The 23,262-nt window shown below is 67.9% G+C and carries 21 protein-coding genes; 12 read left to right on the top strand and 9 right to left on the bottom strand.

The features are described from left to right. Positions 1 to 10 precede the first annotated feature (10 nt). Together miaA and FHU38_RS07810 are read right to left on the bottom strand one after the other, a co-directional pair. A complete protein-coding gene (miaA, locus tag FHU38_RS07815; RefSeq protein WP_167168269.1) occupies positions 11 to 922 on the bottom strand; it encodes a tRNA (adenosine(37)-N6)-dimethylallyltransferase MiaA in 912 nt (303 codons plus the stop codon). After that, entirely contained in the window at positions 919 to 1,656 is a 738-nt protein-coding gene (locus tag FHU38_RS07810; RefSeq protein WP_167168266.1) for a hypothetical protein, read from the bottom strand. Before FHU38_RS07810 ends, miaA begins: the two co-directional genes overlap by 4 nt. 181 nt (positions 1,657 to 1,837) lie before the next feature. Here FHU38_RS07810 and FHU38_RS07805 point away from each other — a divergent pair, with 181 nt between their 5' ends. Then, entirely contained in the window at positions 1,838 to 3,154 is a 1,317-nt protein-coding gene (locus FHU38_RS07805; RefSeq protein WP_167168263.1) for a DUF349 domain-containing protein, read from the top strand. Positions 3,155 to 3,167: 13 nt separating this feature from the next. Here the strand turns inward: FHU38_RS07805 and FHU38_RS07800 are convergent, their stop codons facing one another. Beyond that, on the bottom strand, positions 3,168 to 4,202 hold the full coding sequence (locus tag FHU38_RS07800; RefSeq protein ID WP_167168260.1) for an acyl-CoA dehydrogenase family protein: 1,035 nt from the start codon (positions 4,200 to 4,202) through the stop codon (positions 3,168 to 3,170). After that, positions 4,199 to 5,221: a 2-dehydropantoate 2-reductase gene (locus FHU38_RS07795; protein WP_167168257.1), complete on the bottom strand. Its 1,023-nt coding sequence runs from the start codon at positions 5,219 to 5,221 to the stop codon at positions 4,199 to 4,201. The genes FHU38_RS07800 and FHU38_RS07795 overlap by 4 nt, the downstream gene beginning before the upstream one ends. A gap of 185 nt (positions 5,222 to 5,406) precedes the next feature. On the opposite strand from FHU38_RS07795, the gene FHU38_RS26925 reads away from it, so the two are divergent. From FHU38_RS26925 to FHU38_RS07760, 7 genes are all read left to right on the top strand, one after another. Continuing rightward, positions 5,407 to 5,724: a DUF6457 domain-containing protein gene (locus FHU38_RS26925; protein ID WP_208415590.1), complete on the top strand. Its 318-nt coding sequence runs from the start codon at positions 5,407 to 5,409 to the stop codon at positions 5,722 to 5,724. Positions 5,725 to 5,828: 104 nt separating this feature from the next. Next, a complete protein-coding gene (locus tag FHU38_RS07785) occupies positions 5,829 to 7,568 on the top strand; it encodes a thiamine pyrophosphate-binding protein (protein ID WP_208416087.1) in 1,740 nt (579 codons plus the stop codon). 13 nt (positions 7,569 to 7,581) lie between these two features. After that, the gene (gene frc, locus FHU38_RS07780; RefSeq protein WP_167168253.1) at positions 7,582 to 8,811 is read left to right on the top strand and encodes a formyl-CoA transferase; all 1,230 of its coding nucleotides are present in this window, start codon (positions 7,582 to 7,584) and stop codon (positions 8,809 to 8,811) included. Between the two features lie 3 nt (positions 8,812 to 8,814). Further along, positions 8,815 to 10,956 carry an acetate--CoA ligase family protein gene (locus FHU38_RS07775; RefSeq protein ID WP_167168249.1) on the top strand — a complete coding sequence of 714 codons (2,142 nt, stop codon included), beginning with the start codon at positions 8,815 to 8,817 and terminating at the stop codon, positions 10,954 to 10,956. 103 nt (positions 10,957 to 11,059) lie between these two features. Beyond that, positions 11,060 to 12,565: an Nramp family divalent metal transporter gene (locus FHU38_RS07770; RefSeq protein ID WP_208415589.1), complete on the top strand. Its 1,506-nt coding sequence runs from the start codon at positions 11,060 to 11,062 to the stop codon at positions 12,563 to 12,565. Between the two features lies 1 nt (position 12,566). Then, complete coding sequence (locus FHU38_RS07765; protein ID WP_167168246.1) at positions 12,567 to 13,115, top strand: hypothetical protein; 549 nt, start codon at positions 12,567 to 12,569, stop codon at positions 13,113 to 13,115. 60 nt (positions 13,116 to 13,175) lie between these two features. Beyond that, positions 13,176 to 14,231, top strand: a complete 1,056-nt coding sequence (locus FHU38_RS07760) for a TerC family protein (protein ID WP_313886689.1) — start codon at positions 13,176 to 13,178, stop codon at positions 14,229 to 14,231. Between the two features lie 31 nt (positions 14,232 to 14,262). Here FHU38_RS07760 and FHU38_RS07755 read toward each other — a convergent pair whose 3' ends face one another. Continuing rightward, the gene (locus FHU38_RS07755) at positions 14,263 to 14,451 is read right to left on the bottom strand and encodes a hypothetical protein (protein WP_167175732.1); all 189 of its coding nucleotides are present in this window, start codon (positions 14,449 to 14,451) and stop codon (positions 14,263 to 14,265) included. Between the two features lie 89 nt (positions 14,452 to 14,540). Then, positions 14,541 to 15,287, bottom strand: coding sequence for a GntR family transcriptional regulator (locus FHU38_RS07750; protein WP_167168239.1), 747 nt, complete (start codon positions 15,285 to 15,287; stop codon positions 14,541 to 14,543). A gap of 277 nt (positions 15,288 to 15,564) precedes the next feature. Here FHU38_RS07750 and sucC point away from each other — a divergent pair, with 277 nt between their 5' ends. Together sucC and sucD are read left to right on the top strand one after the other, a co-directional pair. Further along, positions 15,565 to 16,734, top strand: coding sequence for an ADP-forming succinate--CoA ligase subunit beta (gene sucC, locus FHU38_RS07745; protein WP_167168235.1), 1,170 nt, complete (start codon positions 15,565 to 15,567; stop codon positions 16,732 to 16,734). A gap of 9 nt (positions 16,735 to 16,743) precedes the next feature. Next, positions 16,744 to 17,631, top strand: a complete 888-nt coding sequence (gene sucD / locus FHU38_RS07740; RefSeq protein ID WP_167168232.1) for a succinate--CoA ligase subunit alpha — start codon at positions 16,744 to 16,746, stop codon at positions 17,629 to 17,631. 153 nt (positions 17,632 to 17,784) lie between these two features. Here sucD and FHU38_RS07735 read toward each other — a convergent pair whose 3' ends face one another. The 3 genes from FHU38_RS07735 to miaB all read right to left on the bottom strand — a co-directional run bounded on the left by FHU38_RS07735 (position 17,785) and on the right by miaB (position 21,293). Then, entirely contained in the window at positions 17,785 to 19,155 is a 1,371-nt protein-coding gene (locus FHU38_RS07735; protein ID WP_167168229.1) for an MFS transporter, read from the bottom strand. Between the two features lie 144 nt (positions 19,156 to 19,299). Continuing rightward, positions 19,300 to 19,803, bottom strand: a complete 504-nt coding sequence (locus FHU38_RS07730) for an Rv2732c family membrane protein (RefSeq protein ID WP_390623246.1) — start codon at positions 19,801 to 19,803, stop codon at positions 19,300 to 19,302. Beyond that, complete coding sequence (miaB, locus tag FHU38_RS07725; protein WP_167168223.1) at positions 19,800 to 21,293, bottom strand: tRNA (N6-isopentenyl adenosine(37)-C2)-methylthiotransferase MiaB; 1,494 nt, start codon at positions 21,291 to 21,293, stop codon at positions 19,800 to 19,802. Before miaB ends, FHU38_RS07730 begins: the two co-directional genes overlap by 4 nt. Positions 21,294 to 21,538: 245 nt before the next feature. On the opposite strand from miaB, the gene FHU38_RS07720 reads away from it, so the two are divergent. Together FHU38_RS07720 and FHU38_RS07715 are read left to right on the top strand one after the other, a co-directional pair. Then, positions 21,539 to 22,294 (top strand): amino acid ABC transporter ATP-binding protein, encoded by a 756-nt coding sequence (locus FHU38_RS07720; protein WP_390623245.1) that lies wholly within the window; start codon positions 21,539 to 21,541, stop codon positions 22,292 to 22,294. A gap of 68 nt (positions 22,295 to 22,362) precedes the next feature. Next, positions 22,363 to 23,220, top strand: coding sequence for a glutamate ABC transporter substrate-binding protein (locus FHU38_RS07715; protein WP_243852211.1), 858 nt, complete (start codon positions 22,363 to 22,365; stop codon positions 23,218 to 23,220). Positions 23,221 to 23,262: the final 42 nt, after the last annotated feature.

The raw sequence follows: 23,262 nt of genomic DNA, 5'->3' as shown, positions 1-23,262 counted from the left end.
GCGAACAAGATTACGGGTCGAGCACCGAGAGCACGCGGTCGGCCAGCGCGGGGTCGGCACCGTCGAACCATCTGATGCGGTCGTCCCTGCGAAACCAGGACCGTTGCCTGCGAACGAACCGCCGGGTCGCCACCACGGTCCGCGCCGCGGCCTCCTCGAAATCGCCGTCGGTGTCGAGCGCGTGGAGCACCTGCTGGTAGCCGAGTGCACGCGAGGCCGTCCTGCCCTCACGCAACCCCATGGCCTCCAACTCCCGCACCTCGTCGACCAACCCGGCGCGGAACATGTGCGACACCCGCCGCTCCACCCTCTCGTCGAGTTCGGTGACGTCGCGGTCGACACCGATCAGCACCGTGCCGTAGCGGGGCGCTCCAGGTCTGGGCAGGTTGGCCGAGAACGGCTGTCCGGTGAGTTCGATAACCTCCAGCGCCCGCACGATGCGGCGGGTGTTGGACGGCAGGATCGCCTCGGCAGCGGCGGGGTCGGCCTCGGCGAGCCGCCGGTACAACGGCGCCGTGCCGTACCGTCGTGCCTGCTCCTCCAGTTCGGCACGCACCGCCGGATCGGTGCCGGGGAAACGTAGGTCGTCGACCACGGCCTGGACGTACAGCCCCGAGCCGCCGACCAGCACGGGTACGACGCCCCTCGCGAGCAACTCCTCGACGCGGGCGCGGGCGTCGCGCTGGTAGGCCGCCACGGACGCAGCCTGCCTCACCTCCAGCACATCGAGCAGATGATGCGGCACGCCTCTGCGTTCCTCGAGCGTCGCCTTCGCGGTGCCGATGTCCATACCCCGGTACAGCTGCATGGCGTCGGCGTTGACGACCTCGCCGCCGAGCGCGAGGGCGAGCTCCACCCCGAGTGCGGTCTTGCCGGTGGCGGTGGGCCCCACCACGGCGACCGGGCAGGCGGCCCCGCTCACGCGCGCTCCCACGTCGCGACGTGGTAGGCAACCCCGAACGGGGCTTCGGAGTAGAGCAGCCGCGCCCGCCAGCCGGGCAGGCAGTTGGCTGCCTTGGCGAACCCCGCCAGCACCTGCCAGGCGGCGCGGCCCTGCGCCTGCAACTCGGTCGCCAGTGCGGGGTCGAGTTCGAGCAACGCGTCGACGTCGGCGGCGGCCAGTGCGGTGCCCACCGTCGCGTCGAAGGCGGCCGCGCGCTCGTCGGGCCAGCCGGGTGGGGCCGAGGAATGCCGGGAGGAGCCGTCGCCGAGCACGAGCAGCCCGACCTCACGGTCAGTTGCCGCCTCGGCGCTCGCCGCGATGCCCTTCCCCGCCGCCACGCAGTCGGCCACCGCGGCGTCGACGGGAACCAGCTCGACCCGCACCGACTCCGCGCCCGCCCGCTCCCGCAGCCAACCCGCCACCAGCGCGGGAAGCGGGAGTTCGGTCTCGGTGTCCGCGCAGGCTTGCCGGCCGGAGGACAGCGCGACCGGCACGTCGACCCCGAAACCGGCGAAGGTGCCACACGAAGCGGGTCCGATGGTCGAGAATCTGTCCGCCACGCCGACCGCGATCCACGTCCGTGCCTGCCGCGCCAGATCGCGCGCGGCGGCCAGACAGGCATCGCGAACAGGCGCGGTCGATTCGACCGCTCCGGGTACCAGTTCCGGCACCAGGAGGGGAGGATGGGGTACCACGGCGACACGCGTGATCACGCGTTCCGAGGTTACCCGGCGCGCCGAAGGAGGTACGTAGTGAGGCACAGTAAGGCACCGAGTACCCACAAGCGCGCTGACCTGTTTGAATGCGGCCTTGACCCCGAACACGCACCACCCGGCCCCGCCACGGTGGGGCGCCCGCGACGCGAGCGGGCCGACAGTCGAGAAGGAGCCGGCCATGGCCGAGCAGAACACCCCGAACGGCACCGACGTCCCGGCGCCGCACCAGGTGCGCACCACCACAGGCGGGCAGCAGGCACCTGGCGTGCCGGTCGCGGAGGCCAACCCGTCGCGCTGGGGACGCATCGACGACGACGGCACCGTCTACGTACGCACGGCCGACGGTGAGCGGGCGGTCGGCGTGTGGCAGGCCGGGCCAGCCGAGGAGGGCCTGCTGCACTTCGCCCGCCGGTTCGACGATCTGCGCACCGAGGTGGAGCTACTGCAGACCCGGCTGACCTCCGGGACGGGCGACCCCAAGCAGGCCATGTCGAGCGCGACGCAGCTGCGGGAGCGCCTCTCCGATGCCGCCGTGGTGGGCGACATCGAGGCGCTTCGCGAGCGCATCGAATACGTCATCGGTCACGCCGAGCGGGCACTGGCCGAGGTCAAACAGGAACGCGAGCAGGCGAGGGCGGCGGCCGTCGCCCGCAAGCAGGCGCTGGCGGAGGAGGCCGAGCGGATCGCGACCGAGTCGACACAGTGGAAGGCCGCGGGCGACCGGCTGCGGTCGATCCTCGACGAATGGAAGACCGTCAAGGGGGTCGACCGCAAGACCGACGACGAGCTGTGGAAGCGGTTCTCCAAGGCACGTGAGTCGTTCAACCGGCGACGTGGCTCGCACTTCGCCGAGCTGGACAAGCAGCGCACCGCCGCGAAACGGCGCAAGGAGGAACTGATCGCCGAGGCGGAGTCGATGACCGACTCCACGGACTGGGGCCCCACCGCCGCCAGGTACAAGGAACTGATGGCCGAGTGGAAGGCCGCGGGTCGCGCGCCGAAGGAGGCCGACGACGCGCTGTGGCAGCGGTTTCGCGCGGCCCAGGACGCCTTCTTCGCGCGCAGGTCCGCGGCCTTCTCCGAACGGGACGCCGAGTTCGCCGAGAACGCGGCACGTAAGGAGGAGTTGCTCGCCGAGGCGGAGAAGATCGACCCCTCGACCAATCTGGACGCGGCCAAGTCGCAGCTACGCAGGGTTCAGGAACGCTGGGACGAGATCGGCAAGGTGCCACGGGACCGCATCCGCGACCTCGACGGGCGGCTCAAGGCCGTGCAGGACCGGGTGCGGGCGGCGGAGGACAGCCGGTGGCGGCGCACCGACCCGGAGGCGCAAGCACGGGCGGCGCAGTTCCGCGAGCGCGTCGAGCAGTTCGAGGCGCAGGCGGCCAAGGCCCGCGCCGCCGGTGACGAGCGCCGCGCGAAGCGGGCGGAGGAGCAGGCGGCGCAGTGGCGCGAGTGGCTGGAGGCCGCTGAGCGGGCTGTCGCCGACCGGTGACCACACGCGAGCGTCAGTCCCCGTAAAGCACAGACCCGAGATGCTCCAGCGCCGTGTCCGGCGTCGGCGGCACGGCGTAGGCGGCCCTCGCGTCGCGGAACTGACGCTCGACCTCCGCCATGCCGCGGGGTGCGGCCGACTGGCACACCTTCATGGCCGAGTCGGTCACCCCGACCGCGGTTTGCGTGGCGGCCGCCCGCAGGGCAAGCAGTCTCTGCCTGTCCCGCGCGCTGTCCCGCTCGGCGTAGGCCGCCTCGAGGAACATGCCCCGGACCGAATCCGCCCGCACCGTCATCCGCGCCAGTTCCGACAGCACCGCGGGCGCCGGACCCGCACCTCTCACCGCTCGCGCCGTGGCGGCGATCGCGCTGTCCATGATGCCAAGGCTCACGGCCGCGCCGAGCACGGTGAACCAGGGGAACGCGATGCCGTGCACGGTGTCGGTCGCTCGCGTGGTGAGCAGGTTGTCGCGTGGCACGGTGACGGGGTCGGCGAGCAGCGCTGTGGCCGACGTGCCACGCAGGCCGAGGAGCTCGCCTCGTTCGGGGACGAACAGGCCGGGGGCGGTCGAAGGCACCAGGTACAGCCGTTCGGCCACCGACCACACGAGGCTGTCGGCCTCCCCCGCCCCGACCACCCACGGCGCCTGGCCGTAGAGGTCGACGACATGCCCGCGCCCGACTGCCTCGCCTGGCAGCGTGCCCAGCGGGTCCATGACACAACTGAGCAGGTGTCCTCCGCCTGCCACCTCCCGCAGCAGCCGCGCGGGGCCGTGCTCGGCCAGCACGGCCACCGCGGTGAGGTGAGTCTGCAGCACCGTCGCCGTCGACGCGCACGAGGCGGCGACCCTGACCACGATGTCGGCCGCCTCGCGCAGCGTGCGACCTCCGCCGCCGAGGGCACGCGGAACGGTGCAGCCGAGGACCCCCGCGCCGGCCAGGCCTGCCAGGCCGGCGCGGGGAAACCTCGCTCGCTTGTCGACCTCTCGCGCCGCGGGGGCGACCACGTCGTCGACTGCCCTGGCCAGCGCGTCGCAACCGCCAGTCATGTCCGGGCGGCGACGCCCGCGGACTGGTTCGAACCCGGGGGCGCGGGGGCCGCCGTCGTGGACGTGTTGAGCAGGTCCGCGAGCGCGTTCACCACCCGAAGCGTCGGCACAGCCACACCGGCGAGGTCGGCGAGTTCGACGACGGCGGTGAGGATCGCGTCCAGCTCCAGCGGCTTGCCCTTCTCCAGGTCCTGCAGCGTGGAGGTCTTGTGTTCGCCGGTGCGCTCGGCTCCGGCGAGCCTGCGCTCGATCGACACGTCGGGGTGCACCCCGAGCGCGGCGGCCACCTCGAGCGTCTCCTTCATCATCTCCACCACCAGTTGCCGCGTCCCGCCGTGCCTGCAGATGCCTGCCATCGTGGCCCTGGTCAGCGCGCTGATGGGGTTGAACGCGACGTTGCCCATCAGCTTGATCCAGATGTCCTTGCGCAGGTCCGGCTCGACGGGGCACTTCAACCCGCCCGCGATCATGGCCTCGGAGAACTCCCGGCAGCGGCCGGACAGGGTTCCGTCGGGTTCACCGATGGACAGCCGGGTGCCCTCCAGGTGTCTGATCACGCCGGGAGCCTCGATCTCGGTGGCCGCGTAGACGACGCATCCGATGGCACGCCTCGGTGGCAGCACGGCACTGACCGACCCGGCGGGGTCGACACTTTCGATGCGCTTGCCCTGGTGCGGGCCAGGCATCCCGTGGAAGTACCACCACGGGATGCCGTTCTGAGCCGCGATCACGGAGGTGTGATCGGCGAGCATCGGCTCGAGCAGCGGCCCGGCACCCGCGTACTGGTTGGCCTTCAGCCCGAGGAAGACGTGATCGACGGGCCCCACCTCGGTGGGATCGTCCGTGGCGTGCGGGTGGGCGGTGAAGTCGCCGCGTGGGCTGTTCACGCGGACTCCGGACTCACGCATCGCGCGCAGGTGGTCGCCGCGAGCGATCAGGTGGACCTCGGCTCCGGCACGGTGGAGGCTGGCGCCGACATATGCGCCGATGGCGCCGGCACCGAGAACTGCAACCTTCAAAGTCGACTCCGTTCTTGGCCTTATCTTGCGTCAGCTCGATCTGGCATAGGGAAAGCAGGAGTTGCCCGCGGAGAACTGGGGAGACGGATCTCGTCTGCGTAAAAACTCGACTTGCCAGCCGAGTTGTATGCAGTATACGGTATGTGGCGCTCGGGTCAACGGTTGGACGCCGGGAGGTGCGGCACATGAACGAGCTGCGGGAATGGACTTCCGCGCTGTGCTCGAATCTCGGCCTTGACGCGAGCGGAGTCAATAGGGCGGATGGCGTCAGTGCGAGCCACGACTCAGCGGGCACGGCGGACATGACCAACATCGACACCGCCGACCGCGAACTCATCGTCGACCTGACGAGGTGCGCGGCAAGGACTGTCGCCGCGCAAGCCGGCCCGATAGCGGCCTACCTCGTCGGTATCGCGGTCGGGCGGGGCCTCACCCCTGCCGAGGCGGCCGCGCGGCTCGACGAGTTGACCTTGAACTGGCCCCGGATCGACTGGCGCGACTGAACCCGGGACCGAGTCTGGACAACGAGTTGTTCGAGGTCCACGATAACTCCATATGGTATGCAGTATGCGGTAGCCAGCAGTTCTTGAAGGAGATGACGACGCACATGGGGCAGATGGCCAAAACTGAGCCGGAAAGCGCCACCCAGCCGAACGAGCAGCGGGCCGCGGGCGGCGACCCTGAGCTCATCTCCGGGGGACATTTGGTCGCGAAGGCGCTCAAGGCCGAAGGTGTCGACGTGATCTTCACCCTCTGTGGAGGTCACATCATCGACATCTACGACGGCTGCGTCGACGAGGGCATCGACGTGATCGACGTACGCCACGAGCAGGTCGCCGCGCACGCGGCGGACGGTTACGCCCGGATCACCGGCAAACCCGGCTGCGCCGTGGTCACCGCGGGACCGGGAACCACCGACGCCGTCACCGGTGTCGCCAACGCGCTACGGGCGGAGAGCCCGATGCTGCTCATCGGCGGGCAGGGCGCGCTCAGCCAGCACAAGATGGGCTCGCTGCAAGACCTGCCGCACGTCGACATGATGACCCCGATCACCAAGTTCGCGGCCACCGTCCCCGCCACCGAGCGCGCGGCCGATCTGGTTTCCATGGCGTTTCGCGAGTGCTACCACGGCGCGCCGGGGCCGTCGTTTCTGGAGATACCGCGCGACGTACTCGACGCCAAAGTGCCGCTTGAGCGGGCCCGCATCCCACGACCCGGCGGTTACCGCGCATCGACCCGCAGCGCGGGCGACCCCGATGCCATCGAGCAACTGGCCGACCTGATCACGCACTCGGAGAAGCCCTGCGTGCTGCTCGGCAGCCAGGTATGGACGTGCAGGGCCACCGACTCCGCCATCGATTTCGTCCGCACCCTCAACGTACCCGCGTTCATGAACGGCTCCGGCCGCGGCACCCTGCCACCCAAGGACCCGCACCACCTGCAACTGGCACGGCGCTACGCCTTCTCCAACGCCGACCTCATCATCATCGTCGGCACCCCGTTCGACTTCCGGATGGGCTACGGCAAGCGACTCTCCTCCGAAGCCACCGTGGTGCAGATCGACCTCGACTACCGCACCGTCGGCAAGAACCGCGACATCGACCTTGGCATCGTCGGCGACGCGGGGCTGGTGCTCTCCGCGGTGACGCAGGCGGCCTCCGGCCGGGTCGACAGCGGTGCCGCCAACCGCAAGGCGTGGCTGGAAGAGCTGCGCGCCGTCGAGACCCAGTCGTATGAGAAGCGGCTGCCAAGGCAACTGTCCGAGGCCAGCCCCATCGACCCCTACCGGCTGGTGCACGAGATCAACGAGTTCCTGACCCCGAACTCCATCTACATCGGCGACGGCGGCGACATCGTCACCTTCTCCGGCCAGGTGGTGCAGCCGAAGTCACCAGGCAACTGGATGGACCCCGGGCCGCTCGGCACGCTCGGCGTCGGCGTGCCGTTCGTTCTCGCGGCCAAGTACGCACGGCCCGACGCCGAGGTCGTGGCCCTGTTCGGTGACGGCGCCTTCAGCCTCACCGGCTGGGATTTCGAGACGCTCGTGCGGTTCAACCTGCCGTTCATCGGAATCGTGGGCAACAACTCGTCGATGAACCAGATCCGCTACGGGCAGATCCAGAAGTACGGCGAGGGCCGCGGCAGGGTGGGCAACACCCTCGGCGACGTCCGCTACGGCGAGTTCGCCCGGATGCTCGGCGGCTACGGCGAGGAGGTCACCGAGCCGAGCCAGATCCGGCCCGCGCTGGAGCGGGCGCGCGAATCGGGCAAGCCCTCGCTGATCAACGTGTGGGTCGACCCCGAGGTATACGCGCCGGGGACGATGAACCAGACCATGTACAAGTGAAAGGGCTTGCACCATGGCGAAAGCACTCGAGGGTGTTCGCGTTCTCGACATGACACACGTCCAATCCGGACCATCAGCCACCCAGATTCTCGCGTGGCTGGGTGCGGACGTGGTCAAGCTCGAGGCACCCACCGGTGACATCACCCGCAGGCAGCTCCGAGATCTGCCCGATGTGGACAGTCTTTACTTCACGATGCTGAACTGCAACAAGCGCAGCATCACGCTCAACATGAAGTCTGATGAGGGCAAGCGGATCTTCACCGAGATGCTGCCACGGTTCGACATCCTCGCCGAGAACTTCGGCCCCGGGGCCATCGACAGGATGGGCTTCGACTGGCAACGGCTGCAGGAGATCAACCCCCGGCTGATCTACGCCTCGATCAAGGGCTTCGGCGAGGGTCCCTACACCCACTACAAGGCGTACGAGGTGGTCGCGCAGGCCATGGGCGGCTCGATGAGCACCACCGGCTTCGAGGACGGCCCGCCGTTGGCGACCGGGGCGCAGATCGGGGACTCGGGCACGGGCATCCACACCGTCGCGGGCATCCTCGCCGCCCTGTACCAGCGTGAGCACACCGGCAGGGGGCAGCGCGTCACCGTGGCGATGCAGCACGCGGTGCTGAACCTGTGCCGCGTGAAGCTGCGCGACCAGCAACGGCTGACCCACGGCCCGCTGGCCGAGTACCCCAACGAGGAGTTCGGCGACACCGTTCCCCGTTCCGGCAACGCCTCAGGGGGCGGGCAACCCGGGTGGGCCGTGAAGTGCGCCCCCGGCGGGCCCAACGACTACATCTACGTGATCGTGCAGCCGGTCGGCTGGAAACCGATCACGCAGCTGATCGGCAGGCCGGAGCTCGCCGATGACCCCGAGTGGGCCACCCCGGAGGCGAGGCTCGACAAGCTCGACAAGATGTTCCAACTCATCGAGGAGTGGACCGTCAACCACGGTAAGTGGGATGTGCTCGCCAAACTCAACGAGCACAACATTCCCTGCGGCCCCGTACTGTCCACAAAGGAAATCATCGAGGACCCCTCGCTGGCCGACAACGACATGGTCGTGCCGGTGGACCATCCCGAACGCGGGCAGTTCAAGACGGTCGGCTGCCCCATCAAGCTGTCGGACTCCGCCGTCGACGTCGAGCGATCCCCACTGCTCGGCGAGCACAACCAGGAGATCTACATGACCGAGCTGGGTCTGGACGAGACCCGGTTCGCCGAGCTCAAGGCGAATGGAGTGATCTGAGGAATGCAGACCCCGGACAAGGCCGCCGTCCGCGAGGTCCTCGACAAGGTGCGGGCACAGGGCAGGGATTCCCTGACCGCACCGGAGGGCAAGCGGGTCGCCGACGCCTACGGCATTCCCACCCCACGTGAAGGGCTCGCCACCACGGCCGACGAGGCCGCCGCGCTCGCCGAGGAGATCGGTGCGGCCGTCGTGTGCAAGATCGTCTCACCGGACATCCTGCACAAGACGGAGGCGGGCGGCGTCATCGTCGGCGTCGAGGGCCCCGCCGCGGCAAGGGAGGCCTTCGACAAGATCGTCGCCAACGCCAAGGCGTACAACTCCTCGGCCACCATCACCGGCGTGCAGGTACAGCAGTTGGTCGGCGGCGGGCACGAGGTCATCGTCGGCGCCACGACCGATCCCACGTTCGGCAAGATCGTCGCGTTCGGCCTCGGCGGCGTGCTGGTCGAGGTGCTCAAGGACGTGACGTTCCGGCTCGCCCCACTCGACGCCGACGAGGCCCGCTCCATGGTGACCGGCATCAAGGCCGCCGAGGTACTGCGCGGGGCACGCGGAGCCGAGCCGGTGGACATCGACGCGCTGGCCGAGGTGATCCAGCGGGTGTCCGCGCTGGTCACCGACTTCCCGGAGATCCGCGAGTTCGACCTCAACCCGGTGTTCGCCGCCGCGGACGGGGCCTGCGCTGCCGACATCCGCATCCTCGTTGAGACCGGCGAGGTGACCGAGCCGTTCCGCCCGTCGCAGGAGGAGATCCTCGGCGCGATGAACCGGCTGATGAACCCGCGCTCCATCGCCGTCGTCGGTGCCTCCGACCAGGAGGGCAAGATCGGCAACTCGGTGATGAAGAACCTGGTCAACGGCGGCTACGCGGGCGAGATATACCCGATCAACCCGAAGGCGGAGGAGATCCTCGGCCACAAGGCCTACGCCTCGGTCGGCGACATCCCCGGTGAGGTGGACGTCGCCGTGTTCGCCATCCCGGCGAAGTTCGTGCCCGGCTCGCTTACCGACTGCGGTGAGAAGGGTGTCCCGGCCGCGGTGATGATCCCCTCCGGGTTCGCCGAGACCGGCAACCACGAACTGCAGGACGAGATCGTGGAGATCGCCCACCGCTACAACATCCGCATGCTCGGCCCGAACATCTACGGCTACTACTACACGCCGAACAACCTGTGCGCCACGTTCTGCACCCCGTACGACGTCAAGGGCGGTGTCGCGCTCACCTCGCAGAGCGGCGGCATCGGCATGGCGATCCTGGGCTTCGCGCGCACCACGAAGATGGGCGTGTCCGCGATCGTCGGGCTCGGCAACAAGTCCGACGTCGACGAGGACGACCTGCTCACCTACTTCGAGCAGGACGACAACACCCAGGCCGTCGCGATGCACCTGGAGGACCTCAAGGACGGCCGCGCGTTCGTCGAGACCGCCAAGCGGATGACCAAGAAGAAGCCGGTGGTCGTGCTCAAGGCAGGTCGCACCGCGCTGGGTGCCCGCGCGGCGAGCTCGCACACCGGCGCGCTTGCGGGCGACGACAAGGTCTACGACGACATCCTGCGGCAGGCGGGGGTGGTGCGCGCGCCCGGGCTGAACGAGATGCTCGACTACGCGAGGGGCCTTCCGCTACTGCCCACTCCGCAGGGCGAGAACGTCGTCATCATCACCGGCGCCGGTGGCTCCGGTGTGCTGCTCTCCGACGCCTGCGTCGAGGCGGGTCTCTCACTGATGGACATCCCGCCGGATCTGGACGAGGCTTTCCGCCGCTACATTCCACCGTTCGGCGCGGCGGGGAACCCGATCGACATCACCGGCGGTGAGCCGCCGTCGACCTACGAGGCGACGATCCGGCTCGGTTTGGAGGATCCGCGCATCCACGCCCTGATCCTCGGCTACTGGCACACGATCGTGACGCCGCCGATGGTGTTCGCCGAACTGACCGCACGCGTCGTGGAGGAGGCGAGGGCAAAGGGCATCGACAAGCCGGTAGTGGCGTCGCTGGCAGGCGACACCGAGGTCGAGAAAGCCAGCGACTACCTGTTCGATCACCGCATCGTCGCCTACCCGTACACCACCGAGCGACCTGTCGCGGTGCTCGGTGCGAAGTACCGGTGGGCGAGGGCAGCCGGCCTGCTCGGCTCCCCGTAACGGGCTGTGGGTGTCCGGCGACGTCCTCTCCCGCCGGACACCCACAGCCGACCACACCGCAAGTCAGCAGGGGGCAGCCACATCGCAAAAAACTGGAGGTCCAATGGTGGATTCTTCGAAAGTACCCGCCTCCGGCACCGGAGATACCGGTATCGAGGCGGGCGGAGATGAACGGGTGTGGCGAGCCGGTCGGCTCGATCCCATGCCGATTCGCAAGCTGCCCGACGCCCCGCCAGCCATCCATCTGCTCGGCCCGACGGTCTTCCTCGTCGCGCTGGGCGTCGGCATGGGCGAGTCCTATATGTGGCCGAGGCTGGTACTGGTCTTCGGCCCGGAGATCAGGTGGCTGTTCCTGATCGGCGTCACGCTCCAGGCCGTAGTCATGCTGGAGATGGCCCGGTATGCCATGGCCACCGGCGAGAGCATCTTCACCGGCGCCGCGAGGGTGTTCAAACCACTGATGTGGTTCTTCTTCGCGGTGGCGATACTCGTATATATCTGGCCTGGCCACCTTTCGGCGGGTGCGGCCGCTTTCGAGGAGATCACAGGAATACCCTGGATCGTGACGGCGTGCGTGGCACTGGTGCTCGTCGGAGTCATCTTCACGCTGGCACGGGTCATCTACAACCTGCTGGAGAACGTGCTTTCGTTCCTCATCGGCGTTCTGGTGATCGGCACCGCGATCATCGCGTCGATCGTGGGCAGCTGGGACGACCTGGCGAGCACGATCACCGGGATGTTCGCGTTCGGCTACTTCCCCACCGAGGCGTTGTCGAGCTCGTGGTTCCCGATCGTGGTCGGCTCGATCGCCTTCGCGGGTCCTTCCGGCATGCAGCAGATGTGGTACACGCTGCACCTTCGCGACAGCGGGGCCGGCATGGGTTCGCACATCCCCCAGATCCGCGGGCTGCGGCACGCGGGCGAGGAGGAGAAGATCCCCGCGCACGGGTACATGTTCGACACCAGCGACCCAGACGAGCTGAAGAAGTGGAAGGGCTGGCGCCGCTGGGTGACCTTCGACGCCCTGCTGCTCTTCTGGGGCATCACGATGCTGGTGACGATCTCGTTCACCGTGCTCGCCCAGGCCGCGGCAAGGGAGAACCCGGACGTGAAGGGCCTGATCGAGGGCGGGGACCGCGACGCGGCACTGAGCGCGATGTCGGATGCGTTCAGCGCGGCGGGCGGGCCGATCCTCGGCGGGTTGTTCTTCGGCTTCATCGCGCTGATCGGGTTGAACGCCACGCTCGGCCTGTTCGACTCGTTCTCCCGCGGGCAGGCGGACATGACGTACTTCTTCGTGCCCGGTGCCCGGAAGTTCAAGATGGCCCACCTGTATGCCGCGTTCCTCTGGGGCGTGATCATCTTCGGCATCCTCATCCTGCTGTTCGGGCCTGCCGACGGTCCCAGCGGCGTGCTCGACATCCTCGCGTTCCTGTCCACCTTCGCGATGGGCGCCTACTGCGTGGTGTTGCTGCTGGTGAACAACAGGATGCTGCCGAAACCGATCCGGCCCAAGTGGTGGACCAACGCCATCATCGGGTTCGGTGCGGTGTTCTACCTCGGCATGCTGTTCTACAGCCTGCTGCGGTTCGGCGTGGTCGTGAGCTGACATGGACACGACCCGCCTGCTTCGGATCGGCGAGCTCGCCTTCCCCGGGTTCGTCGTGGGTTTCATCGCCGGCGTGGTCGCCGGCGGGCTGGCCGGCATCGTCGGCCAGCCCGCCGGCTGGGCACTGGTGAGCACCATCTCGCTCGGTATCCCGCTCGGCCTGCTGGGTGCCGGGTACGGACTGCTCGCCGCGTACCGCAAGGTCCGGATCGGGGCGTTCGCGCCGATGGCGCTGTACTGGCTCATCGCGTTCCCGATCGCCAGGCTGGTGCACGAGATGCTCACCTGGTTGCTGCTGACGGGCAACGCCAGGTTGCCGGAGGACCCGCTCGGATTCCTCGCTTACCAGGCACTGGTGAGCGCCGGTTTCGCGATCGGCTTCCTGTGGCTGCACGAGCGGCTCGCGCCGCGCTGGTGGCGAAAGGTGGCCGACCACAACACCGACGCCGCGCTGGTCTACCGTGCCTATGCCGAACACGCCAAGCAGGTCTACCAGGCCCGCGAGGCACGGAGGGCCAACCGCGACCGCAGCCGAGCCACGCAACGCTGACCATCGCCACCCTCGGCCATCGGTGGCCGTTCGGTGGCCACTCGATGCGACGGCGCATGAGTGGCCACCGAAGGGTCGCTGACTCCTGCTCAGATTGGGGCGACGTTGAACCTTCCCGCATGGGTCTGGCTGGTAACCATCGCCGGCCTGACCGCGATGATCTGCTTCGACTTCTACCTGGTCTCGCGCAATCCTCGGCACCCGTCGCTGCGCGAGTGCACGATCTGGGTCTGCTGCTACGTCTCGCTCGCCGCGCTGTTCGGCGTCGGGGTGCTCGCGGTGGCAGGTCCTCAGTACGGTGGTGAGTTCTTCGCGGGCTGGATCACCGAGTACTCGCTCTCGGTTGACAACCTGTTCGTGTTCGTCATCATCATGACCAGCTTCGCGGTGCCCAGGGAGTACCGGCAGAAGGTACTGCTGATCGGCATCGTGATCGCGCTGCTGATGCGAGGCGCCTTCATCGCCGTCGGTGCCGAGGCGATCGCCCGGTTCGACTGGCTGTTCTACGTCTTCGGCGCGTTCCTGCTCTACACGGCATGGAAGCTGCTGGCGCATTCCGAGGACGAGGACGACGAGTTCAAGGAGAACGCCGTCCTGCGGCTGGCCAAGCGGTTCCTGCCCGCGACCGACACCTACGACGGCGCCGCGATGACCACCCGGGTCAACGGCCGCAGGCTGGTCACACCCATGCTGATCGTGATGATCGCGATCGGTACGACCGACCTGCTGTTCGCGCTCGACTCCATTCCCGCGATCTTCGGCCTCACCAAGGAGCCGTACCTGGTGTTCACCGCGAACGCGTTCGCGCTGATGGGTTTGCGCCAGCTGTTCTTCCTGATCGGTGGCCTGCTCGACCGGCTGGTGTATCTCAGCACCGGACTGGCCGTCGTGCTCGGCTTCATCGGACTGAAGCTGATTTCGGAGACACTGCATCACCACGGGGTGTCGTGGGCGCCGGAGGTTCCCATTCTGGTCTCTCTCGGGGTCATCCTCGGCACCCTCGCGATCACCACGGTCGCCAGCCTCGTCAAGGTCCGCAGGGATCGATCCCGCGAGCTCAAGGCGAAACTCGACGAGCCGGACACCTCGGACACGGCCGCGGCCCAGGCTGACTGAGAAGCTGACACCGTTGGCAGCTTCCCAGCAGTCAGGACAGTGTCGTGCTGTGGTCGTGCTCGGTGGCACGCCGCCGCAGGAAGTTCTCGACCTCCGCGGTGGCCTGCTGCCGGGACTTGTCCTGCGCGGTGGCCAGGCCAAGACCCAGCCTGCGGCCGTCGGCGTTGAGCCCGACCGGCTCACGCGTCAGCGCCCGCACGAACTTGTTCCAGGTACGCATCACTCATCACCTCCTTCATTGGGCGTCGTCAATCACCCGGTCACCGCGAGATCGCGGTACCGCTGGTCCGTTGTGGTAAGCGCCCGCCGTCAGACGCGGGGCGCCGAGCGGCGTCGGCGCGAGCGCACCTGCGCAGGCCGCACCTCGGGCTCGGGGTTGCTCTCACGCTGCTCGAGGTAGGACTGCCGGGTGCGCTCGGTGTGCTCGCGCATGACGCGGGCGGCGAGTTCGGCGTCCTTGTTCTCGATCGCGTCGATCAGCCTGGCGTGCTCCTGCCAGGACTGGCTGCCCCTGTGCCTCGCGATCGGCGTGTAGTACCACCGCACCCGCCGGTCCACCTGCGCCACGAAGTCCAGCAGCACCTGGTTGCCGGACAGTTCCGTGACGCGGCGATGCAGCTCGGCGTTGGCCGCCACCATCGCGTCGATGTCGTCGGCCTTCACGGCGGTCTCGCCCTGCTCGCAGATCTTGCGCAGCGCGGCGACCCCTTCCGGTTCGGCGTGCAGCGCGGCCAGCCTGGCCGATTCCGATTCCAGGGCCGCCCGTACGACGAGCAGCTGGTCCACTTCCGCCTCGGTCGGCGCGTGTACGAACGCTCCGTAACCAGGCCGCAGGTCGACCCATCCCTCGGAGTTCAACAGCTGCAGCGCCTCGCGGATGGGCTGCCGTGACACCCCTAGCATCTCGGCGAGCTCGCTTTCCACCAGGTGCTGGCCGGGTGCGAGCTGCCGGGAGATGATGAGCTCCTGCATCGCCTGATAGACCCGCTCGCGCAGCGGCACGGGCCGGTCGATCCGGCGAGCAGTCAGCTGCTGCGGCAACTCGGTCGACGGCATGGTTTACTCCAAAAGTCGGACGGCCATCGTGGCCGGTATGGCATGTCGCTTACAGCCACGTGTTGTCGGCTAATTGGTCGACTGCCTACAGCATACAATGAACAGAAGAACCCGGCCTGGTGATACCTGTCACTACAGGGAGTGACGTAGATCCCAGTCTCCAGTTGTCCCGGCTGCCCTCGGGTTGACGATCCGCGCACCCGGCAAACCTGGTGTCGTGCATACAGAATACTGTATTCTCAGAGCCGACATTCCCGGACCAGGAAGGGGTGAAGTCGTGGATTTGTATGAGTATCAGGCGAGGGATCTTTTCGCTGCGCATGGTGTTCCGGTGTTGGCTGGGGCTGTGGTGGATGTGGCGGAGGATGCGTTTGGGGTTGCTGAGGGGTTGGGTGGTCGTGTTGTGGTGAAGGCTCAGGTGAAGGTGGGGGGTCGGGGTAAGGCTGGTGGGGTGCGGTTGGCTGGGGGTCCGGGTGAGGCGGTGGAGTGTGCTCGGGCGATTTTGGGGTTGGAGATTAAGGGGCATGTGACGCGTCGGGTGTTGGTGGCTGAGGCGTCGGAGATTGCGGAGGAGTATTACTTTTCGTTTTTGGTGGATCGGGCGAATCGGACGTTTTTGGCGATGGCGTCGGCTGAGGGTGGGGTGGAGATCGAGCAGTTGGCGGTGGAGCGTCCGGAGGCGTTGGTGCGGGTGCCGGTGGATCCGTTGGTGGGGGTGGATGTGGATCGGGCTCGCGAGATTGTGGTGGCGGCGGGTTTTCCGGGGGCGGTGGTGGAGCGTGCCGCGGAGGTGGTGGTGGCGTTGTGGGAGACGTTTGTGGCTGAGGATGCGTTGTTGGTGGAGGTCAATCCGTTGGTGCGTGATCCCGGTGATGGGATTGTGGCGTTGGACGGCAAGGTGAGTGTGGATGACAATGCGGCGTTTCGGCATCCGGAGCATGCGGGGTTGGTGGATGTGGCCGCGGAGGATCCGTTGGAGGCCAAGGCGAAGGCCAAGGGGTTGAATTATGTGAAGTTGGATGGGCAGGTGGGCATCATCGGTAATGGTGCGGGGTTGGTGATGTCGACGTTGGATGTGGTGGCGTATGCGGGGCAGCGGCATGGTGGGGTGGCTCCGGCGAACTTTTTGGATATTGGTGGGGGTGCGTCGGCGGAGGTGATGGCCGCGGGTTTGGATGTGGTGTTGGGGGATCCGGATGTGGCCAGTGTGTTTGTGAATGTGTTCGGGGGGATCACCGCGTGTGATGCGGTGGCGTCGGGGATTGTGGAGGCGTTGGCGATGCTGGGTGATGAGGCGTCCAAGCCGTTGGTGGTGCGGTTGGACGGCAACAATGTGGAGCAGGGGCGGCGCATTCTGGCGCAGGCGGCGCACCCGTTGGTGACGGTGGTGGACACGATGGATTCCGCGGCTGATGAGGCCGCGCGACTGGCCGCGGCGAGGGTGTGAGCAGGCATCATGGCGATCTTTTTGAACAGTGATTCCCGGATCATCGTGCAGGGTTTGACCGGGTCGGAGGGCACCAAGCACGCCACGAAGATGGTGGCGGCCGGGTCGCGGATCGTGGGCGGGGTCAACGCCCGCAAGGCCGGGCAGCGGGTCGCCATCGGCGGCAGCGAGTTGAGCGTGTACGGCACGGTCGCCGAGGCGATGGCCGAGACCGGGGCGACCGTGTCGGTGGTGTTCGTGCCGCCCCGCTTCGCCAAGGACGCCGTCATCGAGGCCATCGACGCCGGGATCGGCCTGGTCGTGGTCATCACCGAGGGCATCCCCGTGCACGACACCGCCGTGATGTGGGCCCACGCCTGCGCCAGCGGCAACAAAACCCGCATCATCGGACCCAACTGCCCCGGCATCATCTCCCCCGGCCAGTCCAACGCCGGCATCATCCCCGCCGACATCACCGGGCCCGGCCGCATCGGACTGGTGTCCAAATCCGGCACCCTCACCTACCAGATGATGTACGAACTACGCGACATCGGGTTCTCCACCTGCATCGGCATCGGCGGCGACCCCATCATCGGCACCACCCACATCGACGCCCTGCAAGCCTTCCAGGACGACCCCGACACCGACCTCATCGTCATGATCGGCGAAATCGGCGGCGACGCCGAAGAACGCGCCGCCGACTACATCCGCGACCACATCACCAAACCCGTCGTCGGCTACGTCGCAGGCTTCACCGCCCCCGAAGGCAAAACCATGGGCCACGCAGGCGCCATCATCTCCGGCTCCGCAGGCACCGCCCACGCCAAACAACAAGCCCTCGAAACCGCAGGCGTCAAAGTCGGCAAAACACCCACCGAAACCGCCGAACACGCACGCGAGCTCTACAAGACACTCTGAACACGGCGGCGGTCCGGTCCGGTGTTGTTCATGGTCCATTTCGGACCATGAACATCCGGCCCCCTCGGTGCGAGCGAGCACGAAACAGTTCTGGCCGGTCGATCCAGCGGATCGACCGGCCAGAACTTCGTCAATCGGTGAGCCACGAGCGAGTCAGCGAGACAGCAACGGTCGCGCGACTCCCGGCAGCAGCAGCCTTGGCCGCCCGGGCTGGCGCAACACCCGCACCAGCCCGGCACCGGCGAGGCCGAGCACAGCGGCACCGAGGAAGACGCCCTGATAGCCGTCGGCAGCGACGACATGCCCGGCCAGCGCCACCCCGATCAGCCCGCCGACCGCCTTGGCCCCGTAGAACAAGCCGAAGTTCGGCAGCCCCGGCCGCTCCCCGAAGTGGCCCTCCACCAGCCCGGGCAGCAACCCGTAGCAGGCGCCGGCCGCCGCACCCGAGGCCGCCGCCCCTGCGAGGAACAGCGTGGCTAGGCCGTGCGAACCACCGGTCAGCAGCAGTACCTGGGCGGCGGCGCCCGTGTAGAGCGCGGCGCGCACCACGTTGCGCCGTCCGAACCGGTCACCGGCCCAGCCCTCGGCCGTCCTCGTCACTCCGCTGGCCGCCGCGAGCACGGCCAGCGCGGCCGCACCGAAGGCGGGACTCCAGCCACTCGCTGTCGCGAACACCGAGACGTAGGCGATGTCGAACAGGATCACCGCCGCCGCGCACGTCACCGCCAGGTAGAGCAGACCGGACTCCCTGCAACGGACGATCTCCCGGGCCGAGTAGAACCGGATCGCGGGCCGGTTGCGCCGAAGTCCCGGGTTGACCGTCTTGTCCAGCGCCCAGGCACGCGGGTCGACGTGTGCGGGCCACCAGCGCTTCGGCGGGTCACGCAGGATCATGGCAGCGGCACCGACCAGCACGATCACCGCGACGCCCGCCAGCCAGAGGAAGGTCCGCGTCGAACCGGTCCCGGCGAACCGCCCCGCCAACAGCACGAACGGAATCGAGCCGTAGGCGAAGGCGCCGCTGACGAACGCCGTGCGTGCCGGGCGCTCCGGGTACCACTTGGCGACCACGCCGAGGCAGGTGCCGTAGATGAGTCCCGCGCCGATGCCGCCGAGCACGCCGTGGTTGAGCAGCACCACGACTACGCTGCTTGACCCGCCGAGCGTGATGAGCCCGGTGGCGCACAGCGCCGCACCGGTCAACATCGTGGCGGCGGGGGGAAGCCCCAGCCTGCCCCGCGCCCTGGCGGCCGGATAGACGCTGCCGCTCTGGCACAGGATCCACACGGCCAGCACCCACGCGCTCTGCTGCAGGCTCCAGCCGTGGGTGTTGCCCAGCACGGGCATCAGCGCTCCGTAGCCGTACTGGCCCGCGCTGGCCACCAGCATCGCGGCCCAGGCGGCCCAGAGCATCCACGCCCTGGACCGACCGAGCAGTTCACGATCCGTCTCGCCGACCCGGTACCGGCGACCGTAGAAATCACGGATCTCTTTGACCGGGGAAGTACCAGCCGATCGCGACATTGATCCACCCCATTTTGCATACTGTATGTCGTAGCCAGTATGCCTCGTGGGCACTGTGATGTCGATAACATCTTTCGACTTCGCCGGTCTACCCCTGCTACTCGCGGCGGGCTCGACTCGGCGACCCGGAATCAGCAGCCGGCATCAGTGGCGTGACCAGGCCACGCGCATCCACTGCGCCGCGACCACAACCATCGCGATCGCCGCGATGATTAGTCCCGCACCAGGACCCTCGCCCGCTGCCCCGGTGGCCGAGGACGACTGCTGCGACCAGATCGCGAGCAACCCGTCCACGACGGCGAACCAGCCGCCGACCGCGCACACCCACGTCAACCACCAGCGGCGCGTGATCAGCGCGAGCGCGGAGGCGAGTACGCCGAACGCCGTCGCGGTGGCCGCGAACAGCCGCGGAACCGCGCCCGCCTCCCCCGCCAGGACCTGCCAGCCCACGTGGCCGTCCACCCAAGGCAGCAGCAGGCCGACGATGAGCGCGAACACCGCCACCGAGATGCCGAAGCCGCGGCGGCCCAACTCCACGGTCCTGACCGCCTTGCCGACGGCGGCGTTCACGTCGGCGGCCAGCCGGTCGATGTTCTCGTCGGTGCCGTTGCCGTTGCCGCTGCCGTCGCCGTACCTGGACTCGTTCACAACCCACATCCTTCCGGCGCGGCCTGAACCGGTCGCGGCACCCCGAACGACGGAAGGCCGAGGCCCACGCCGCCGGTCTTGGGCCGCACACCTTCCTCGGCGTTGTCGCCCGCCCTCGTCCTGCGGTGGGACAGCAGCTCACCGTCCGCCACCAGGTGGTGCGGAGCCGCGTAAGTCACTGTCGTCTCGACGACGTCACCGGGACGCACGTTCCCCTCGACAGCCGGACCGGTCGGAGTGAAGTGCACCAGCCTGCCGTCCCGTGCCCTGCCGCTCATCCGGTGAGTCCGCGCGTCCTTTCGGCCCTCGCCTGCCGCCACCAGCAGCTCGACCGTGCTTCCGACGAGCTTGCGGTTCTCCTCCCAGGAGATCTCCTCCTGCAGCGCGACCAGGCGGTCGTAGCGCCTGCGCACGACCTCCTTCGGCACCTGGCCGTCCAGCTCGGCCGCGGGCGTGCCGGGCCGCTTGGAGTACTGGAAGGTGAACGCGCTCGAGAAGCGAGCCTGCCTGACCACCTCCAGCGTTTCCTCGAAGTCCTCCTCGGTCTCGCCCGGAAAGCCCACGATGATGTCCGTGGTGATCGCGGCGTCCGGCATCGCGGCGCGCACCTTGTCCAAGATGGACAGAAACCGCGAAGCCCGGTAGGAGCGGCGCATCAGCTTCAGCACCCGGTCCGAGCCCGACTGCAGCGGCATGTGCAGCTGGTGGCAAACGTTGGGTGTCTGCGCCATCGCGTCGATCACGTCGTCGGTGAACGCCGCCGGGTGTGGCGAGGTGAACCGGACCCGCTCCAGGCCTGCCACCGAACCGCAGGAGCGCAACAGCTTGCCGAAGGCGAACCGGTCGCCGAACTCCACGCCGTAGGAGTTGACGTTCTGCCCCAGCAGGGTCACCTCCAGCACCCCCTCGGCGACGAGCGCCTCCACCTCGGCGAGCACCTCACCCGGCCGCCGGTCACGCTCCTTGCCCCGCAGCGAGGGGACGATGCAGAACGTGCAGGTGTTGTTACAGCCGACGGAGATCGAGACCCAGCCCGAGTAGGCCGACTCCCGTCGGGCGGGCAGCGTGGAAGGAAAGGTCTCCAGCGACTCCAGGATCTCCACCTGGGCTTGCGCGTTGTGCCGAGCACGGTCCAGCAGTGCGGGCAGCGCGCCGATGTTGTGGGTGCCGAAGACCACGTCCACCCAGGGTGCCCGCTTCACGATCTCCCCACGATCCTTCTGCGCCAGGCAGCCACCGACCGCGATCTGCAGGTCGGGCTTGGCGCTCTTGCGAGGCCGAAGGTGACCGAGATGGCCGTACAGCTTGTTGTCGGCGTTCTCCCGAACGGCGCAGGTGTTCAGCACGATCACGTCCGGGTCGTCGCCGTCGGCGGCGGGCACGTACCCCGCGCTCTCCAGCTGGCCCGCCAGCCGCTCGGAGTCGTGCACGTTCATCTGGCACCCGAAGGTGCGAATCTCGAAGGTCCTGCCAACGCCTGCGCCGCTCATCGGTTACCAGGGTAGGTCAACCGCTCGCCTGCCCTCACCGTGGCCGCTTTGGGGTCGGGTGGGCTAAAGTCGCCGGGCACACCAGGCAGCACGGCCCGAGGAGGGTGTGGTGTGGCCCGCCGAGCGGTCACAAAGGTTGCGTTTTGGTGCAACTGCCGCACGCGGTCGGCTCCAGGGTGTTAAATCCGGGGTTACTGCCGCCGCAGTACCCCGAACGCCGAGCAGCTCGCCGTGATGGAGGTCAGATGAGCACCACGCCGACCGCGCCACCAATGATCAGCGCGAAGGCGGTGAACAAGCACTTCGGCGATCTGCACGTGCTGAAGGACATCACGATCGAGGTACCGAAGGGCCAGGTCGTGGTGGTACTCGGGCCGTCGGGATCGGGCAAGTCCACACTGTGCCGGGCGATCAACCGGCTCGAGCCGATCGACTCCGGTGAGATCGCCGTCGACGGCAAGCCGCTGCCGGAGGAGGGCAAGGCGCTCGCGGCGCTGCGCGCGGACGTCGGCATGGTGTTCCAGCAGTTCAACCTCTTCGCGCACAAGACCATCCTCGAGAACGTGACACTCGGGCCGACGAAGGTACGCAAGGTTTCCTCGGCGCAGGCCCGCGAGACCGCCATGGAACTGCTCGACCGGGTCGGCATCGCCAACCAGGCCGAGAAGTACCCCGCCCAGTTGTCGGGAGGCCAGCAGCAGCGGGCCGCCATCGCGCGAGCGCTGGCGATGCGGCCCAAGGTCATGCTGTTCGACGAGCCCACCTCGGCGCTGGACCCTGAGATGGTCCAGGAGGTTCTCGACACCATGACGGCGTTGGCCGACGAGGGCATGACCATGCTGGTCGTCACCCACGAGATGGGCTTCGCCCGCAGAGCCGCCCACCGGGTGCTCTTCATGTCGGACGGGGAGATCGTGGAGGATTCCACACCCGAGGTTTTCTTCACCGACCCGAAATCCGAGCGAGCCAAGGACTTCCTTGGCAAGATCCTGACCCACTAACAAGTGGAGCAGTTGGAAGGGATGCACAACAGATGCGGTTGAGCAAAGTCCTGCGCGCAGGCGCAGTCATGGCCGCGGCTAGCCTCGCGCTCGCCGCATGCGGTGGCGGCTCCGACAACAACTCCGGCGAGTCCAGCCCGTCGGTGAACCAGGAGGCCAAGTTCGAGTCCGGCACGACCATGGCCAAGCTGAACCAGGCCGGGACGGTGACGGTCGGCACGAAGTTCGACCAGCCGCTGTTCGGCCTCAAGGGCCTCGACGGCTCGATGCAGGGCTTCGACGTGGAGGTCGCCAAGATCATCGCGGCCGAACTCGGCATCTCCGCCGACAAAATCAACTGGGTGGAGACGCCCTCGGCGACCCGTGAGGAGGTCATCGAGCAGGGCAAGGTGGACTTCGTCATCGCCACCTACACGATCAACGACGAGCGGGCCAAGCGCGTCACCTTCGCCGGTCCGTACTACCAGGCCGGCCAGGACCTTATGGTCAAGAAGGACAACAACGCGATCACCGGTCCGGAGTCGCTGAAGTCCGCCAACGCCAAGGTGTGCTCGGTGACCGGCTCGACCCCGTCCGAGGAGATCCTGAAGTACGTCGACAAGGAACAGCTCGTGCTGTTCGACGTGTACTCCAAGTGCGCCGACGCGCTGCGCAACGGCCAGGTCGACGCCGTCACCACGGACAACGTGATCCTGCTCGGCCTGGTCTCGGAGAACAAGGACCAGTTCAAGCTGGTGGGCAAGCCCTTCACCGAGGAGCCCTACGGCATCGGCGTCAAGAAGGGCGACACCAAGTTCTGCGAGTTCATCCACGACACGCTGCGCAAGTCCGCCGAGGACGGCAGCTACAAGAAGGCATGGGAGGAAACCGCCGGAACGGTGGCCGAAACCACTCCCGAACTGCCTGAGCTGGGCACCTGCGCCTGAGGCGAGTAGCTCACGTCGGGGCGCTCGCCGGATGGCGGGCGC

The sequence above is a fragment of the Saccharomonospora amisosensis genome, assembly GCF_011761185.1.
GTDB lineage: Bacteria > Actinomycetota > Actinomycetes > Mycobacteriales > Pseudonocardiaceae > Saccharomonospora_A > Saccharomonospora_A amisosensis.
Note: the sequence above shows the minus strand (reverse complement) of the source record. Positions and strands in the feature narration are given on the sequence as shown.

What these genes read in the sequence shown, in the direction of transcription:
- FHU38_RS07805 (WP_167168263.1), top strand. Translation starts at nt 1,838, where the DNA reads ATGGCCGAGCAGAACACCCCGAACGGCACCGACGTCCCGGCGCCGCAC.
- FHU38_RS07800 (WP_167168260.1), bottom strand. Translation starts at nt 4,202, where the DNA reads ATGACTGGCGGTTGCGACGCGCTGGCCAGGGCAGTCGACGACGTGGTC.
- FHU38_RS26925 (WP_208415590.1), top strand. Translation starts at nt 5,407, where the DNA reads ATGAACGAGCTGCGGGAATGGACTTCCGCGCTGTGCTCGAATCTCGGC.
- FHU38_RS07785 (WP_208416087.1), top strand. Translation starts at nt 5,829, where the DNA reads ATGGGGCAGATGGCCAAAACTGAGCCGGAAAGCGCCACCCAGCCGAAC.
- frc (WP_167168253.1), top strand. Translation starts at nt 7,582, where the DNA reads ATGGCGAAAGCACTCGAGGGTGTTCGCGTTCTCGACATGACACACGTC.
- FHU38_RS07775 (WP_167168249.1), top strand. Translation starts at nt 8,815, where the DNA reads ATGCAGACCCCGGACAAGGCCGCCGTCCGCGAGGTCCTCGACAAGGTG.
- FHU38_RS07770 (WP_208415589.1), top strand. Translation starts at nt 11,060, where the DNA reads ATGGTGGATTCTTCGAAAGTACCCGCCTCCGGCACCGGAGATACCGGT.
- FHU38_RS07765 (WP_167168246.1), top strand. Translation starts at nt 12,567, where the DNA reads ATGGACACGACCCGCCTGCTTCGGATCGGCGAGCTCGCCTTCCCCGGG.
- FHU38_RS07755 (WP_167175732.1), bottom strand. Translation starts at nt 14,451, where the DNA reads ATGCGTACCTGGAACAAGTTCGTGCGGGCGCTGACGCGTGAGCCGGTC.
- FHU38_RS07750 (WP_167168239.1), bottom strand. Translation starts at nt 15,287, where the DNA reads ATGCCGTCGACCGAGTTGCCGCAGCAGCTGACTGCTCGCCGGATCGAC.
- sucD (WP_167168232.1), top strand. Translation starts at nt 16,744, where the DNA reads ATGGCGATCTTTTTGAACAGTGATTCCCGGATCATCGTGCAGGGTTTG.
- FHU38_RS07735 (WP_167168229.1), bottom strand. Translation starts at nt 19,155, where the DNA reads ATGTCGCGATCGGCTGGTACTTCCCCGGTCAAAGAGATCCGTGATTTC.
- miaB (WP_167168223.1), bottom strand. Translation starts at nt 21,293, where the DNA reads ATGAGCGGCGCAGGCGTTGGCAGGACCTTCGAGATTCGCACCTTCGGG.
- FHU38_RS07720 (WP_390623245.1), top strand. Translation starts at nt 21,539, where the DNA reads ATGAGCACCACGCCGACCGCGCCACCAATGATCAGCGCGAAGGCGGTG.
- FHU38_RS07715 (WP_243852211.1), top strand. Translation starts at nt 22,363, where the DNA reads ATGGCCGCGGCTAGCCTCGCGCTCGCCGCATGCGGTGGCGGCTCCGAC.